Source organism: Aminiphilus circumscriptus DSM 16581 (genome assembly GCF_000526375.1).
GTDB lineage: Bacteria > Synergistota > Synergistia > Synergistales > Aminiphilaceae > Aminiphilus > Aminiphilus circumscriptus.
Genome location: NZ_JAFY01000002.1, coordinates 435,909 through 450,315, shown reverse-complemented (window position 1 = coordinate 450,315; position 14,407 = coordinate 435,909). Strand labels below are relative to the sequence as shown.

The 14,407-nt window shown below is 62.5% G+C and carries 17 protein-coding genes; 10 read left to right on the top strand and 7 right to left on the bottom strand.

Features of this window, described 5'->3' with window-relative positions:
* Positions 1-371: 371 nt before the first annotated feature.
* From K349_RS16185 to K349_RS0102710, 6 genes are all read left to right on the top strand, one after another.
* Positions 372-1,136 (top strand): transporter substrate-binding domain-containing protein, encoded by a 765-nt coding sequence (locus K349_RS16185; RefSeq protein ID WP_169731296.1) that lies wholly within the window; start codon positions 372-374, stop codon positions 1,134-1,136.
* 50 nt (positions 1,137-1,186) lie between these two features.
* Positions 1,187-2,422, top strand: coding sequence for a PAS domain-containing sensor histidine kinase (locus K349_RS16180; RefSeq protein WP_051464176.1), 1,236 nt, complete (start codon positions 1,187-1,189; stop codon positions 2,420-2,422).
* Positions 2,419-2,820 carry a response regulator gene (locus tag K349_RS0102730; RefSeq protein WP_026368346.1) on the top strand — a complete coding sequence of 134 codons (402 nt, stop codon included), beginning with the start codon at positions 2,419-2,421 and terminating at the stop codon, positions 2,818-2,820. Before K349_RS16180 ends, K349_RS0102730 begins: the two co-directional genes overlap by 4 nt.
* A 22-nt stretch (positions 2,821-2,842) precedes the next feature.
* Positions 2,843-4,363: a sensor histidine kinase gene (locus K349_RS0102725; protein ID WP_169731295.1), complete on the top strand. Its 1,521-nt coding sequence runs from the start codon at positions 2,843-2,845 to the stop codon at positions 4,361-4,363.
* A complete protein-coding gene (locus K349_RS0102720; protein WP_026368344.1) occupies positions 4,360-4,779 on the top strand; it encodes a response regulator in 420 nt (139 codons plus the stop codon). Before K349_RS0102725 ends, K349_RS0102720 begins: the two co-directional genes overlap by 4 nt.
* A gap of 344 nt (positions 4,780-5,123) precedes the next feature.
* A complete protein-coding gene (locus K349_RS0102710) occupies positions 5,124-5,840 on the top strand; it encodes a transglycosylase SLT domain-containing protein (protein ID WP_245588011.1) in 717 nt (238 codons plus the stop codon).
* 159 nt (positions 5,841-5,999) lie between these two features.
* Here the strand turns inward: K349_RS0102710 and K349_RS19020 are convergent, their stop codons facing one another.
* Entirely contained in the window at positions 6,000-6,332 is a 333-nt protein-coding gene (locus tag K349_RS19020) for a hypothetical protein (RefSeq protein WP_157367259.1), read from the bottom strand.
* A 42-nt stretch (positions 6,333-6,374) separates the two neighbouring features.
* Between K349_RS19020 and K349_RS0102705 the strand changes: the two genes are divergently transcribed.
* On the top strand, positions 6,375-6,830 hold the full coding sequence (locus K349_RS0102705; RefSeq protein ID WP_026368342.1) for an arsenate reductase ArsC: 456 nt from the start codon (positions 6,375-6,377) through the stop codon (positions 6,828-6,830).
* Positions 6,831-6,845: 15 nt separating this feature from the next.
* On the opposite strand, the gene K349_RS0102700 is transcribed toward K349_RS0102705, so the two are convergent.
* From K349_RS0102700 to K349_RS19945, 3 genes are read right to left on the bottom strand one after another with little or no spacing between them, the layout of a single operon-like run.
* Positions 6,846-7,709 (bottom strand): GHMP family kinase ATP-binding protein, encoded by an 864-nt coding sequence (locus K349_RS0102700; protein ID WP_026368341.1) that lies wholly within the window; start codon positions 7,707-7,709, stop codon positions 6,846-6,848.
* Positions 7,706-8,224, bottom strand: coding sequence for an exodeoxyribonuclease III (locus K349_RS19950; protein WP_338022290.1), 519 nt, complete (start codon positions 8,222-8,224; stop codon positions 7,706-7,708). The genes K349_RS0102700 and K349_RS19950 overlap by 4 nt, the downstream gene beginning before the upstream one ends.
* The gene (locus tag K349_RS19945; protein ID WP_338022289.1) at positions 8,221-8,526 is read right to left on the bottom strand and encodes an endonuclease/exonuclease/phosphatase family protein; all 306 of its coding nucleotides are present in this window, start codon (positions 8,524-8,526) and stop codon (positions 8,221-8,223) included. The genes K349_RS19950 and K349_RS19945 overlap by 4 nt, the downstream gene beginning before the upstream one ends.
* A 93-nt stretch (positions 8,527-8,619) precedes the next feature.
* On the opposite strand from K349_RS19945, the gene K349_RS0102690 reads away from it, so the two are divergent.
* Positions 8,620-9,675 (top strand): potassium channel family protein, encoded by a 1,056-nt coding sequence (locus K349_RS0102690; protein ID WP_026368340.1) that lies wholly within the window; start codon positions 8,620-8,622, stop codon positions 9,673-9,675.
* Positions 9,676-9,797: 122 nt separating this feature from the next.
* Here K349_RS0102690 and K349_RS0102685 read toward each other — a convergent pair whose 3' ends face one another.
* The 3 genes from K349_RS0102685 to K349_RS0102670 all read right to left on the bottom strand — a co-directional run bounded on the left by K349_RS0102685 (position 9,798) and on the right by K349_RS0102670 (position 12,053).
* Positions 9,798-10,193 carry a class II SORL domain-containing protein gene (locus K349_RS0102685; RefSeq protein ID WP_026368339.1) on the bottom strand — a complete coding sequence of 132 codons (396 nt, stop codon included), beginning with the start codon at positions 10,191-10,193 and terminating at the stop codon, positions 9,798-9,800.
* A 276-nt stretch (positions 10,194-10,469) separates the two neighbouring features.
* Positions 10,470-11,501 (bottom strand): homoserine dehydrogenase, encoded by a 1,032-nt coding sequence (locus tag K349_RS0102675; RefSeq protein ID WP_026368338.1) that lies wholly within the window; start codon positions 11,499-11,501, stop codon positions 10,470-10,472.
* Between the two features lie 156 nt (positions 11,502-11,657).
* A complete protein-coding gene (locus K349_RS0102670) occupies positions 11,658-12,053 on the bottom strand; it encodes an ATP-binding protein (RefSeq protein ID WP_026368337.1) in 396 nt (131 codons plus the stop codon).
* A gap of 599 nt (positions 12,054-12,652) precedes the next feature.
* On the opposite strand from K349_RS0102670, the gene K349_RS0102665 reads away from it, so the two are divergent.
* Positions 12,653-13,774 carry a sodium ion-translocating decarboxylase subunit beta gene (locus K349_RS0102665; RefSeq protein ID WP_026368336.1) on the top strand — a complete coding sequence of 374 codons (1,122 nt, stop codon included), beginning with the start codon at positions 12,653-12,655 and terminating at the stop codon, positions 13,772-13,774.
* Positions 13,775-13,778: 4 nt separating this feature from the next.
* The gene (locus K349_RS0102660; protein WP_026368335.1) at positions 13,779-14,372 is read left to right on the top strand and encodes a manganese efflux pump MntP; all 594 of its coding nucleotides are present in this window, start codon (positions 13,779-13,781) and stop codon (positions 14,370-14,372) included.
* Positions 14,373-14,407: the final 35 nt, after the last annotated feature.

The following is a 14,407-nucleotide window of genomic DNA, read 5'->3' as shown; positions in this document are numbered from 1 at the left end:
AGGCGTGCCTTCGCCGGGTGTGCGGTGGCCTGATGCCGGGACTCTGCGCTTTCCCCGCGTGGATCGGGAATGAGACGGCTTTCGTAGGGTTTGCGACGGCAGCTTCCGCTGCACAGTGAAGGTGCAGCGACCGGAAGACGTTTCTCCGCGTCGCTCTTCTTTGAGTTTCTTTCGTTTTTGCGCGAAGCATAAGCAAATTGTCGAAAAGCCGCGTTATAATACTGGCAGAACGAAGAAGAGTACCGATGCGCGAGATGTTGCCGGAAAGACGCGTGACGGAGAGAGACGGCGAGGAAAGGGGCGCATCCATGATTTTCGTTCACGGAGAAAGGCCCTGTGGAAGAAAAAATCGGGGGAAGCGATTTTTTGCGGTGCTGTCGGCGCTGGTGCTTCTTTTTTCCTTGTTCTCCTCCGCCGCGCGGGCCGATCGAACCGTGCGGGTCGGCATCTACGAGAACGAACCAAAGGTGTTCACCTCGTCCCCGGGTGTGCCGTCGGGACTCTTCGTGGACATTCTCGAGAGCATTGCCCGAGAGGAGAAATGGATCCTCGACTACGTGCCGGGGACGTGGCAGGAGGGACTTGGCCGATTGGCCTGGGGGGATATCGACCTTATGCCCGACGTGGCCTATACGAGCGAACGGGAGCACCTCTTCGCCTTCCACGGCGAACCGGTCGTCTCGGACTGGTTCCAGCTTTTTGCCCGCAAAGGCAGCGGCATTCACTCCATCGTCGATCTCCGGGGAAAGCGCGTCGCGGTGCTCGCCGGGTCCATTCAGCAGGATGCCTTCACCCAGCATGCCACGGCCTTCGACCTGGATGTCCAGCTCGTCCCCTTTTCCCTTTTTGCCGAGGCCTTTCGGGCGGTGCAGGAGGGGAGTGCGGACGCGGTGATCGCCAACCGCTTCAACGGTCCTCTGCTCATGAAGGAATACGGCCTCGAGGACACGGCGGTGGTCTTCAGCCCGACCCGCGTCTATTTTGCCGCGCCGAAGTCGGGGGACGCCGCCCTGCTGGAGGCCATCGACCGTCATCTCGCACGCATGAAGAGAGATCCCGGATCGGCCTATTACGATGCCCTTCGCCGCTGGACCTCCGAGGAACTTCCCGGCGCGATTCCCTTCCCCACTGGTTGAAGGTCGCGGGGGGAGTCCTCGCCGCGGTATCGCTGGTTGGGATGGTGGGTATGTGGCTGCTGCGGCGCCTCGTCAACAAGCGCACGAAAGAACTGCGGATTTTCGTGGAGGCCCTGAAACAGGCGGACCGAGAGTGGAAGGCCACCTTCGATTCCGTGGAGGATGCGATGTGGGTGCTCGATTGCGAAGGGCGCATCGCCCACGCGAACCAGGCCACGACCCGTATCTTCGGAAAGGCTCCCGAGGACGTGACGGGGCGGACGTGCTGGGAGGTCGCGCACGAGACCGACGAGGCGATCTCCGAGTGCCCCCTGAAGGACGCCGCCGCGAAACGCCAGAGCAGAAGCGCCACCGTGCACACCGTGGATGGCCGCTGGCTCCAGGTGAGTGTCCATCCCGTCTTCGACGAGGAAGGGACCACGAAGGGATACATGCATGTCGTCAGCGACGTGACGGAGAAACGGAGGACCGAGGAGGAGCTGGATCACTACCGCCGCGGGCTGGAGGATCTCGTTCGGCGGCGAACGGAGGAACTCGAGGCGGCCAACGCGGACCTGCTTCAGGCGAAGCTCGCCGCCGAATCCGCGGATCACCTGAAATCGGCCTTTCTGGCAACGATGTCCCACGAGCTGCGCACACCTCTCAACTCGATCATCGGCTTCACGGGGATTCTGCTCCAGGGGCTCGCGGGTCCGCTGAACGAAGAGCAGGCGAAACAGCTCCGCATGGTCCAGGGCAGTGCGCGGCACCTGCTCGCCCTGATCAACGACGTGCTGGACATCTCCAAGATCGAGGCGGGAAGGATCGAACTCGCGGAGGAGCCCTTCGATCTCCGGGCCGCGGTGGAGCGGGTGGTGCAGAGCGTGGCGCCCGCGGCGAAAGAGAAGGGCCTGCAGCTCGTCTGCGAGATCGGGGAGGGTGTGGGACAAATCGTCGGAGACCGGCGACGGGTGGAGCAGGTTCTCATGAATCTGCTCGGCAACGCCGTCAAGTTCACCGCCCGGGGAAGCGTGACGGTCACCTGTACACGGGAGGATTCTTCTGCGATCATGAGTGTGAAGGACACGGGCATCGGCATCAGTGCGGAGAATCTGCAGAAGTTGTTCCGCCCTTTCCAGCAGGTCGATTCGGGAAAGACCCGCGAGTACGACGGCACGGGGCTCGGGCTGCACATCAGCAAGCGCCTCGGGGAACTCATGGGAGGTTCCATCTCGGTGGAGAGTACCCCTGGTTCGGGCAGCACCTTCACGTTCCGCATGCCCATACGGGAGGAGGGAGGCGCATGAAGGGCGCGCACGTTCTCGTCATCGAGGATAACGAACAGAATCTCTATCTGATGCGGTTTCTTCTGGAACAGCACGGGTTCGTCGTGTCCGAGGCCGTGGACGGCCCCAGGGGCATCGAAGCGGCCCTGCGGGACGTTCCGGACATGATTCTCCTGGACATTCAGCTTCCCCTCATGGACGGATACGCCGTGGCCCGGGAACTTCGCCGGCACGACGCGCTGCGCGACCTGCCCATCGTGGCCGTCACCTCCTACGCCATGCCCGACGACCGGGGAAAATGCCTTGCCGCGGGGGCGACGGACTACATCGAGAAACCCATCGACCCGGAAAGCTTCGTGGACCGGATACGCGGCCATCTGACGGGCCGCAGGGGCCGCGGAAGCGGCATCTCCGAATGAGGAACGCGGAAGGATGAGTTCCGTGAACGTACTGATCGTGGATGACAAACCGGAGAATCTCTATCTGCTCCGGGCGCTGCTCACCGGAAACGGCTTTTCCGTCACCTGCGCAAACGAGGGAGGGGAGGCCCTCCGGGCTGCCCGGTCCTCGCGGCCCGATCTGATCGTCAGCGACATTCTCATGCCCGGCATGGACGGGTTCGCCCTCTGCCGGGAGTGGAAAAAGGATCCGGATCTCCGGACGATTCCCTTCGTGTTCTACACCGCCACCTACACGGACCCCCGGGACGAGAAACTGGCGCTCGACATGGGTGCGGACCGTTTCCTCATCAAGCCCACGGAGCCGGAGGTCTTCATGGAGCAGATCCGCTCTCTTCTCGCGGAGTATGAGGCTGCCGAAAAGGTTCAGGTGCGGCAGATCCAGGAGCCCGAAGAGACGGTGATGCGGGAGTACAATCAGGTGCTGGTGCGCAAACTCGAGGAGAAAGTGGCCCAGCTCGAGGACACGGTGAAACGGCTCGACGCGAGCGAGCGGGATCTCGAAAGGGCGAATCGCATTCTCCGGACCATCTTCGATTCGGCCCGGGACGGAATTCTCCTTGCGGACGCGGTCTCCCGGCGTTTTCGGGACGCCAACGCCGCCATGTGCGACATGCTCGGCTATTCCCTGGAGGAGCTGCGGGAGCGTACGGTGGAGGACATTCACCCCCCGGAGGAGCTCCCCTTGATTCTCGATGGCTTCGACCGGCTTGTCCGGCGGGAACTCTTTCTCGCCGAGGATATTCCCGTCCGGCGCAGGGACGGAGGCGTGTTCTTCGCGGACGTGCACGCCAGTGTGGTGGATCTTGAGGGGCAGACGTGCCTCATGGGCATCTTCCACGACATCACGGCGCGGAAACGGGCGGAGGAGAGAATATGCGATCTCCTCCGGGAGAAGGAGACCCTCCTGCGGGAGGTGCACCACCGCATCAAGAACAACATGAGTTCCATCACCGGCCTGCTCCGGCTCCAGGCCCAGGCGGAGCCCGATTCCGCGGTGGCCAGGGCGCTGGAGGAAGCGGCGAATCGGGTTCGGAGCATGGTGGTGCTTTACGACAAGCTCTACCGGAGCGAGTCGATCCGGGACATTTCCCTCAAGGAATATCTGCTTGCGCTGATCGACGACATGTCGCCCGGTTTTCCCGGAAGAACGGACGTGACTGTCGAGACCGCCGTCGAGGACGTGGTCCTGGAGGCGAATCTCGTTTTTCCCCTGGGTATCCTCGTCACGGAGTTGATCACCAACGCGATGAAACATGCCTTTCCCGAAAGAGAGCGGGGGACCGTCCGGATCTCCGCGGGGCTGGAGGGGAAGAACATCGTCCTCGTCTGCGAGGACGATGGCGTGGGATTGCCCGAGGGTGTGACCCTCGACAACTCCCCGGGCTTTGGATTCCACCTCGTGCGCATGCTGGTGCGGCAGATGAGGGGCACGATTCTGGTGGAACGGAAAGTCGGCACGCGTTTTCGCATCGAGTTCGCGATCCGGAGGGAAACGCAATGAATGCAGATCATCACGAGGAACACGACGCGGAAAAGACACTTCTGTTGGTGGAGGACGAAGCCATCATCGCCATGGTGGAGGCGCAGATGCTGGAAAGTTTCGGCTACCGCGTCGTCACCGCCCTCTCCGGAGAGGAGGCGGTGGAACTGGTCATGGAAAACGATGCCATCAGCCTTGTTCTGATGGACATCGACCTCGGGAGTGGCATGGATGGAGCCGAGGCGGCCCAGCGCATTCTCGACGTGCGGAATCTCCCCGTCATCTTTCTCACCTCCCATTCGGAACGGGCCATGGTGGAGAAAGTGCAGGGCATCACGCGGTTCGGGTATGTGATCAAGAGCACCGGAGATTTCGTGCTGCGCTCCACCATCGAAATGGCCTATGAACTTTTCGAGAAACAACGAAGGTCTTCTTGACTTTTTAAGGCAATACTGTTTCCTCCGCTTTTTCTTTTCGCCTCCGGAACGCCAGAAGCCTCCTCCAGCACTTTTTAGAGAAGTTTTCGTTATCCCTGCGGACTTCCCAAGGATTTTCCCGGAAAGGCTTTCCTCTTTTTCGCCCGAACAAAAAAGCGAGACAACGGAAAAAGCAGTGCCGTCACCCTCTCCGGAGAGCTCTCTCTTCACCGATGGAAGGAGACATGCGTGACATTTTTATAAAATAAAGGACACATTTCTTGCCAGAATATCCCCATGCACTATAATAAAACCCCCTCCCTCTTCCTGAGGAGCGTTTGCGCAAAGGAGGAGATCTCGTGAACATGAAGATCCGCGTCATGAAGAGCGGTATCGCCGCCCTCGTCCTGCTGCTTATCGTCACCGCCGTGGGGCCTTTGGGAACATGGTTTCCCGAGGACTACGGCGACGACTGGAGAGGATTCCTCCTTCCGTCGGAACAGAGTGTCCTCGACCCCCTCGTTCTCCGGAGTCTTTCCGCCATGGAGGTTACGGAGCGCCATCTCCGGGAATGGCACCGGGATTTCCCTCTGGCGGCGTTGCGCCATATCTGGGATATGCATCCGGACACGCAGCGTTCCGTGGCGGCCGTCGCCCGGTACATCCGCAAGCAGAACCGCGCCATCGACGCCCGCACCGCTTGGATCGAGGCGGCGGCCTTCGTCCACTACAGCGACAAGTACGGCGTTCCGCTGGATCTCGCCGTGGCGGTGGGTAACGCGGAGAGCCACTTCAACCCCTCCTCCCGCAGCAATTACGGAGCCATGGGAGTCATGCAGGTCGTGTGGGACATTCACAGCCATCTTCTCCAGGCGAACGGCATCGCCGCACCGGAGGATCTTCACGATCCGGATCGGGGCGTCGCCGCGGGATGTCTCCTGCTTTCCCGGTACATGCGGGTGTCGGACAACACGCGAAAGGCGCTTCTGCGCTATTCCGGCGGCTCCATCGACACCTACTGGAACAAGATCACCCGGAATCTCTTCAAGATCCGGGAGCACGCGGTGACCCTGGGACTCTAGCCCAGAGACATGTTTTCGGCGGAGATCTGCCGGGAGCTGGCTCCACCCCTGTTGCGATTGAGGTGACCGTGTTCTCGGAGTGCGTTCCATTGCCAGCGCAGGGGTCGGAAAGACGGACAAAACGGCAGCAGAAGAACGAGAGCGGTGCGGAAGGCCCTTTCAGGGCGACTTCTGCACCGTTTTTTGTCTCGCCGCGGTCGCGGGGCGGGCTCCGGTGATGGTTTCCGGGAAGACGAGTGCGTCGAGGCCGCCTGAGAGGGCCTCGTTCGTTACAAAATCGAAACTGGATTTTACGGTGGTTTTGGAAGATAAAAGAAGCGCCGTATGACCACCGAAGGCCGCGATCATCTTTTTGCGCAGGCGTGACGCACATGACTGAAGAACGCCGCCGGAGTGACATCGGCGGCGCGGCGGGAAAGCCCGGAGGAATTGAATGCCGCATGGCTCTGCCCCGGAATGCATGTCGAAGAGCGCCCCTTGCGGTTTTTTCATGGGGGGTGTCACAAGAGCCGGAGGATGAAAGGACTGATTCGCGTGAGGAAGACGAAGGTGCTTTTCGTGTGTGGGCAGAACACCGCACGAAGCCAGATGGCGGAAGCAATTCTGAAAGAACTCGGAGGAGATGCCTTCGAGGTGGAGAGCGCTGGCCTCGAGGCAGGCCCCGGCATCAATCCCCTCGCGGTGGAGGTCATGAAGGAGATCGGCCTGGACATCTCGAACAACGAGGTCACCAAGGTCTTCGATCTCTTCGTGGCGGGGAGGACCTACCACTATGTCATCTCCGTCTGCGACGCCGCGAAGGCACAGCGCTGCCCCGTTTTCCCGGGGATCTGCGAGCGGAGACACTGGCCTTTCGACGACCCCGCCTCTTTCGAGGGGAGCTGGGAGGAGCGCGTCGCCGCCACGAGAAGGGTGCGGGATCAGATCCGGGAGGCTGTCGAGGCCCTCATCGCCGAGGTGAAGGCGGCACAGTCCGGGTCGTCGCGCTGACGTTCCGGCGCGACGTCACCGGCGGCGCAGGCCGCCGGACGTGGAGGCGAGGGTTCGCACGTCGCCTCCGTCCCAACGCGCCCGCATCCACTCCGCGCACCGGGCCGCCTCGTCGGGATCCCCGAAGAGCACCCCTCCGGCAGTGCCCGAGTGGGCCACCACCACGCCGAAGCCGCGGCATTCCCGCGTGGCGGCCAGAAGAAGGGGCCACTCCTCCCGGGGCATGACCGCCTGTTGGAGCAGGGCCGAGAGGGTTGCGGCGGCGCAGATTTTCCGCACGTCCCCCGCGCGGAGTCCGTCCCGGAGGATGGCGTAGGCCCGGCGGTGCCGGTCGGCGCGGTTCCGGACGGCCCGCATGCGGGCCGGATCCTTCCGGTAGTCCTCCGTGTCGAGAGTCCGACGGGGAAGCAGCGCCGCCGTCCAGAGGGGCGGTGCTGCGGGCAGGCGTTCCACGAGGCGTCCCCGGAGATGGTCCACCAGGGCGAGCCCCCGAAAGACGATACCGTCCGAGGGTTCGACGGCGCAACAGAGGGCGAAGTGCTCTTCCTCGGAGAGGTCTTTTTCCGCCAGAAGCGCGCAGGCGCCGAGGATCCCCGCCACGTCCACCGTGGAGGAGCCCAGCCCCAGAGAGGCGGGAAGGGGGTTCTCCAGGGTCGCTGCGACGGGACGGTCCAGGGCGAAGCGCTCCGCCGCCAGGGCCAGGGCGCGCCGCGCTTTTGGAGGCAGGGCCTTTTCGTCACCGCTGGCTCCGGAGCGGACGGACACGCATCCCCACCAGTCCACGCAGTGGCTCACCAGCGCTTCGCCGTCCTCCAGAATCCACCCCTGAATCCATTCCCCCAGTGTCGCCGGAAGGGCGATACGGCTCTCCCGGCTCATAGGTCGAAGACTCCCACCACGGCGGTGTGATCCGAGGGCTTTTCCCAGGCGCGCAGCTCCCGGACGGCGTAGCAGTCGCTGGAGAGCGCCGCCAGTTCCGGCGTGGCCAGGATATGGTCGATGCGCCAGCCGATGTTCCGCTCCAGAGCGTTCTTGACGCGGTAGTCCCAGAAAGAGAACTCCCCGTCGCCGGGACGGTGCTTGCGGAAGACGTCCACGAAGCGGGGGGCGGCGATGTCCGCGAAGAGGTTTCGCAGTGTCTCGTGGAAACACACGTGGTCCCGCTTGTTCTCCGGATGCGTCACGTCCCGGTCCGTGGGGGCCACGTTGAGGTCTCCCACCCAGAGGAGGTGCCCTTCGGGAACGCCCGCGGCGTCGAAGAGGCGGGCCAGGCGTTCGAGGAAAGCCAGCTTGTAGGGGTAGTCGGGATGGTCGATGGCCTTTCCCTGGGGAACGTAGGTGTTCACAACGCGGAGACGCGGGCGGGCGACGCTTCCGGGGACACCCAGCGTCACCCGGAGGATTCGGTGTTCGTCCCCCTCGGGCCTCCGTCGCCGAAGCCGGCCTCGGCTTCCTCGATGGGCAGCCTGGAGGCGACGGCGACGCCACTGTAAGCCTTCTGTCCCCGGAAGGCCACGCCGTAGCCAAGGTCCTCGAAGAAAGCCCGGGGAAAGTCTCCGTCCACGACTTTCGTTTCCTGGAGACAGAGCACATCCACACTGGTATCATGAAGCCACCGTTCCAGCACGGGAAGACGAGACCTGATGGAATTCACATTGAAGGTGGCCACGCGGAGAAGGGACACCAATACCACCATCCTTCCTGAAGATCGGGGACCTTGGATCCCTTTGGACGTTGCAGGAACATTGTAGGCGTTTCGAACCTCTTGGGCAAAGGGGGACTTTTTGCTGTGGCTTCTTGGGAAGGAACAACGTTCCGCACGGGACGCATCCTTCTTTTTCTCTTCGGTTGCGTCGTCGTCGCGGGCATCGTCGGATTCAGATACCTTGCGGATCTTTCCTGGGTGGATGCGCTCTTTTACACCTTCACCACGCTCACTACCGTGGGATTCGAGGCACCACCGAACCTCTCGGAGGAGGGGAAGCTCTTCACGGTGCTCCTCCTTGTGGTGGGGATCGGCATTGCTGGGTACGCCGTGGCGTTCTTCTCCCAGAATGTGGTCGTGTCGGGGCTTCTCACTGCCCTTGGGAAACGGAGGGACAAGCGCGTGGAGGCGATGCGGGAACACTGGATCATCTGCGGACTGGGCAGGGTTGGGCGGAACGTGGCGGAGATCGTCTTCCGGGAGGAGGCGCCCTTCGTCGGGATCGACCGGAATGAAGCTCTGGCGGAGGCGGCACGTCGCCAGGGGTGGATGGTCCTCGTGGGTGACGCCCGGGAGGAGGAAATTCTCGAAGCGGCGGGGATCACACGCGCCGCGGGGCTCATCGTGGCCCTCGACAGCGACGCGGACAACGTGTACGTGCTCCTCACGGCCCGTTCCCTCAACAAGAATCTCCGCATCATCGCAAGGGCACAGGACACCCAGTCCGTGAACGTTCTCTACCGGGCCGGAGCGGACAAAGTGCTCAACCCCCTTCTTGCCGGCGCTGCAGCGATGGCCCGGGCGGCGCTCAAGCCCGCCGTGGCGGATTTTCTCGAAATGGCGAGCATCTCCAAGCAGCTTCAGCTCGAATTCGACGCGGTGCGTCTCGCGGCAGACAATCCTCTCGTGGGAACCTCTCTCCAGGAGTCGCCCCTCAAATCCAGGTACAACCTGCTGGTGGTGGCCGTAAAGGCCCACGGTGGCGAAGTGCTCTACAATCCCCCCGGAACGACGGTGCTCGCTTCCGGGGACGAACTGGTTCTCCTCGGCGAACGGGAGAAGATCGCCTCGTTCCGCAAGGAACTGTGTACTCCCGTCCTCGCCAAGGAAGCTCCTCCGCTCCCCATGTCCAGGAAATAGACGAAGGGGAGGACGGCACTCTCCGGCGGCGAATCTCTCCGGGAGACGACAAAAAGGCCGCCCTTTTCGGGCGGCCCCTCCGCGTTCCGCTCTTTCGAGCGCCGTCTCGGTCTTTTGGAAACCTATTCCTCCACGGCGACGGGAACGGAACTTTCCCACATGCCGTGGATGTTGCAGTACGATGCGGCGAGGAGCATTCCGGACTTCTTCAGCTTGATCCGGAAGCTTGCCACGGGATCCGTATAGGCCGGGCCCTGGTTCGCCCCCTCCGGAGATTCCCCATGGGCGTTGAACTCCACGAGGCCAAGATCGTAGACGAACTTGCCTCCCTCGGGCTTGAAGGCAAGGCGAATCCAGCGAATGTGGTGTTCCGTCGTGTGGGGATGGGGAATCTCCTTGCCCACGCTCACCGTGACGGTCATGGCTTCTCCCGCCTTGACCTTTTCAGGGGCCTCGATGACGGGAACATGCTTTTCACCCTTCCAATCTCCGCTCTGCATCACATCGGCGAACTTCACGGGTGGGTCCCTCCTTTTTGAAACAGATTTAGGTATTGCCCCCCTATTATCGCGCTGACACGGAGATTGTCAAACCCCTGCCAGTGTCCCGCATCCCGGAGTTTTCCTCGGACGTCTCTTTCGCGCGGCGGGTACGTGAGCGGGCCGGGCCGTTTCATCCATCCGGAATCCTGCGGGAGGCTTTTTCCCGGGCGAATCCGTGAACGGATTCGTGTCGGAGGCGCGCCCGAAAGGGGCGCTCCGCCGGTCCGCCCATGTGTCGGATGTCGCCGGGCTTCAGGAACGGACCGATTCCCGGGCGATGGCGAGGATGTCCGTCAGCAGGGCCTGCCCCGTCTCCGTCCGTCCCGCTCCGGGGCCGACGATGGTCACGTCCCCCATGTTGTCCGTGGTGAGCGTCAGGGCGTTGGTGGCGCCGGCAACGCCCGCCAGAGGATGGTTTCCCGGCAGCTCCCTTGGAGAAACGCGTCCTTTGAGAACGCCTCCATCCCGGGTGAGTTCGCCCAGAAGCTTGATTCGCCTTCCCGCGGCGAGGGCCTTTTTCACCTGGTCGGCGGTGACGTCGGAGATGCCCCGGCGTTCCACTTCGGTCACGGGAAGGGGTGTTTCCATCAGGAGCGATGCCAGCAGGGAGATCTTCACCGCCGCGTCCCATCCCTCCACGTCCGCCGTGGGATCCGCCTCGGCGTAGCCGAGCTTCTGCGCCTCCGCGAGAGCCTCGCCGTAGTCCATGCCTTCCTCCATGCGGGTGAGGATGAAATTCGTGGTGCCGTTCACGATACCGGCAACACCCAGAACATCGCATCCCGCAAGGGCTTCCCGGGCCAGATTGATCACCGGCGTGCCGCTCAGGACGGTTCCCTCGTAGCGGAAACGCACGCCTTTTTCGGCGGCGAGGGTCTCCAGCTCTTTCAAAGCCACCGAGAGGGGGCCCTTGTTGGTGGTCACCACGTGGCTTCCCGCCATCAGGGCCTCCCGGATATGGGTGAGCCCGGGCTCGCCGGTCTCGAGGTTCGTGGGGGTGATCTCCGCCACGATGTCGGTGCCGCAGGTTCGGAGACATTCGATGACGCTCTTTTCCGAGCGCCTCGGATGCTCCCGGAGATGCCCCTTTCGGGCCATTTCGTCCAGGAGGGTCGCGAGGTCCAGCCCTGCGGGATCACAGACCACCTCGTCCGGCCTCGTAGCCGCGAAGACAACGGAACAATCGAAGCCGAAGCGCCGCCGGAGTGTCTCCTTCTTCTCCAGGAGGATTCGGGCGAGTCCCTGCCCTACGTTTCCGAAGCCAACGAATCCAAGTGTCCACATGTTTCTTTCACCGCCTTCGGTAAGGCTGCCCCTTGTCCTCGTTCTTTACGGAACATACCGCTCCACAGGAGAGGGATTGTCCGAGAGGGGGCGCACTTTCGTTTCGGTGAACTCTACTTGATCGGACTTTTTCCGTCAAGGTTTTTCACCGCCTCATCATTCCTTTTTCACCACGACGCCGAGTCGGTTCAGCCCGTTGTCCCTCTTGTAGTACACTTCGTCCATGATGCGCCGCACAAGGAGAATGCCTAAGCCCCCCTTTTCCCGCTCTTGTAGGGGGCGGTTTACGTCGGGCTCCTCTAGGGAGAGGGGGTTGAAAGGGATTCCCTTGTCCTCAAACTCCACCGTGAGGCCCGCAGCGTCGTCGGTGACGCGCACGGTGAACGCTCCCGGCGGTGTCTCATAGGCGTAGGTACAAATGTTGACTATAATCTCCTCGATGGCGAGTTCTAGGTGCGCCATCCGTTTCGGAGGCAATCCTTTGGCGTTCTCAAGAACGAACTGTTGGACCTCTTCAAGAACGTCCATCGTGGCTAGCCAGGTTCGTTCCATCGTTTTCCACCTTTCTCGTCGGTGACTGGATTCAAAAACGCCGTGTCAGGCAAGGTGTTCGAGGGAATTCCTTAGCATCGCTCCGAGGTCTCCTTGGAAATCTCGTTTTAGAGAGATGAAACGTCGCTGTAAGAGCATCAGAAATTCTTTGTGTCGGAGTTGCCTTCGATTCCGCGCCGTCCCAGGCGTCGCGGAGTGAAAAAAAATCGGTTTTTGTCAGTGCGTTGTGGTTTAGTGTACCATGAGGGGAGAACAGAAGCACAACTCTTTAACGGGCGGAAGGTGCACCATCCGGGGGATGCTCTTGTCTTCCGGAAAAGAATGTGGTAGCGTGAACGAAACTAAAAGGGAGTAGCTGATCAGACGGAGTCAACAAACCCGGCGCGCTGCGCCTGGCTCCGTCGTTGGCCGAAAGCCAATGAGCGAGACTTTTAGCGTGGGATGTTGCCATGCTGAGGGTCTCGTTTTTGTGTCTTCCACGAAAACGGCCCCGGCGGGGCGGCGGGTTTTTTCCGAAACGGGCGGAGGATCGCGCGGGGGATCGGAAAAAGGAAGAGGCGCCGGAGGGCGCCCGCGGCGGAACGACGGAGGGAGCGCACATGGAACAGATACTGGCGGTGTTGGGAGCATTCACCTACAAGCAGCTCATCATGATGCTCGTGGGGGCGGGGCTCATCTGGCTGGCCATCGAGAAGGAGTACGAACCGAACCTGCTTCTTCCCATGGGGTTCGGCACGATTCTGGTGAACATTCCTCTTTCCTCGGCCATCTCGCAGATGGTGGACGGCACGCTCCACAAGGGAGCCCTCTCGGTTCTCTTCGATCTGGGGATCGCCACGGAACTCTTTCCTCTGCTCATCTTCATCGCCGTGGGGGCCATGATCGACTTTTCGCCGCTGCTCTCCAATCCGGTCATGTTCCTCTTCGGTTTCGCCGCCCAGGCGGGCATCTTTCTCACCATGGGGCTCGCCCTGCTCTTCGGTTTTTCCCTGCACGAGGCGGCATCCATCGGCATCATCGGCGCCGCGGACGGCCCCACCTCCATCTACGTGTCCGCCCGGTTCGCGCCGCACCTGCTGGGACCGATCTCCGTGGCGGCCTACACCTACATGGCCATCGTGCCCCTGATCCAGCCTCCGGTGATCCGCCTTCTCACCACGAAATCCGAGCGACGCATCAAGATGGCCTACGCGAAGCGCGCCGTCTCCCGGCGGACGAAGATCCTCTTCCCCATCGCCGTCACCCTTGTGGCGGGCGTGGTGGCCCCCGCGTCGGTGTCGCTCATCGGCTTTCTCATGTTCGGCAACCTCGTCCGGGAGTGCGGTGTCCTGGAGCGCCTCTCCAAGGCGGCGCAGAACGAGCTGGCGAACCTGGTGACCCTCCTTCTGGGCTTCACCATCGCCGCCACCATGACGGGGGAGCGCTTCGTCCAGACCTCCACGCTCCTCATCATCGCCATGGGACTCGTGGCCTTCATTCTGGACACTGCTGCGGGGGTGCTCGCCGCGAAGGTGCTCAACCTCTTCCGGTCGGAGAAGATCAACCCCATGGTGGGTGCCGCGGGCATCTCCGCCTTTCCCATGTCCGCCCGGGTGATCCAGCGCATGGGGCAGCAGGAGGATCCGTCGAACTTCCTTCTCATGCACGCCGTGGGTGCCAACGTGGCGGGGCAGATCGGGTCGGTCCTCGCGGGAGGGCTGCTCCTCGCCTACCTCGGGTGAGGTCGTGAACTGGGCCGTCGCGGGAGCGCTGGGTTTCAGCCTGGCGCTCGACGCCTTCGCCGTCTCCTGCGCCATTCCGCTCTATGCGCCCGGGGTGGGGCTCGCCGGAGCGCTTCGGGCCGCCGGTGCCTTTGGCCTCTTCCAGACCGTCATGCCCCTTCTGGGCTTCTGGCTGGCGGGGAACTTCCTCGATGTCATCGAGCCCGTGGACCACTGGGTGGCCTTCTTCCTCCTCGCCTTCGTGGGGGGACACATGAGCTTCGAGGGGATCTCCGCCCTGCGCGCCACCGAGGCGGCCCGCAAGGCAATGCGGCGGAAGCTCTCCGGGGACCCCACCCGGGGGAGCCTGCTCTTTCTTCTCGCTTTGGGGACCAGCATCGATGCCCTGGCCGTGGGAGTCTCCTTCGTGGGACTGGAGCTGCACGTCTACGGTACCGCCGCGGTGATCGGAGGCATCACCTTCGCCCTCTCCCTCTTCGGCGTGCTCGGCGCGGGACGTCTCAGCCGCAACATAGGCGACGGACGCTGCGAGATCCTGGGGGGCGTTATTCTTGTGCTTCTCGGCGCGAAGATTCTTCTTCAGGGACTCTTCTGCTGAAGAGTCTTTTTTTTGTCGATGTTCCGAAAGGACCT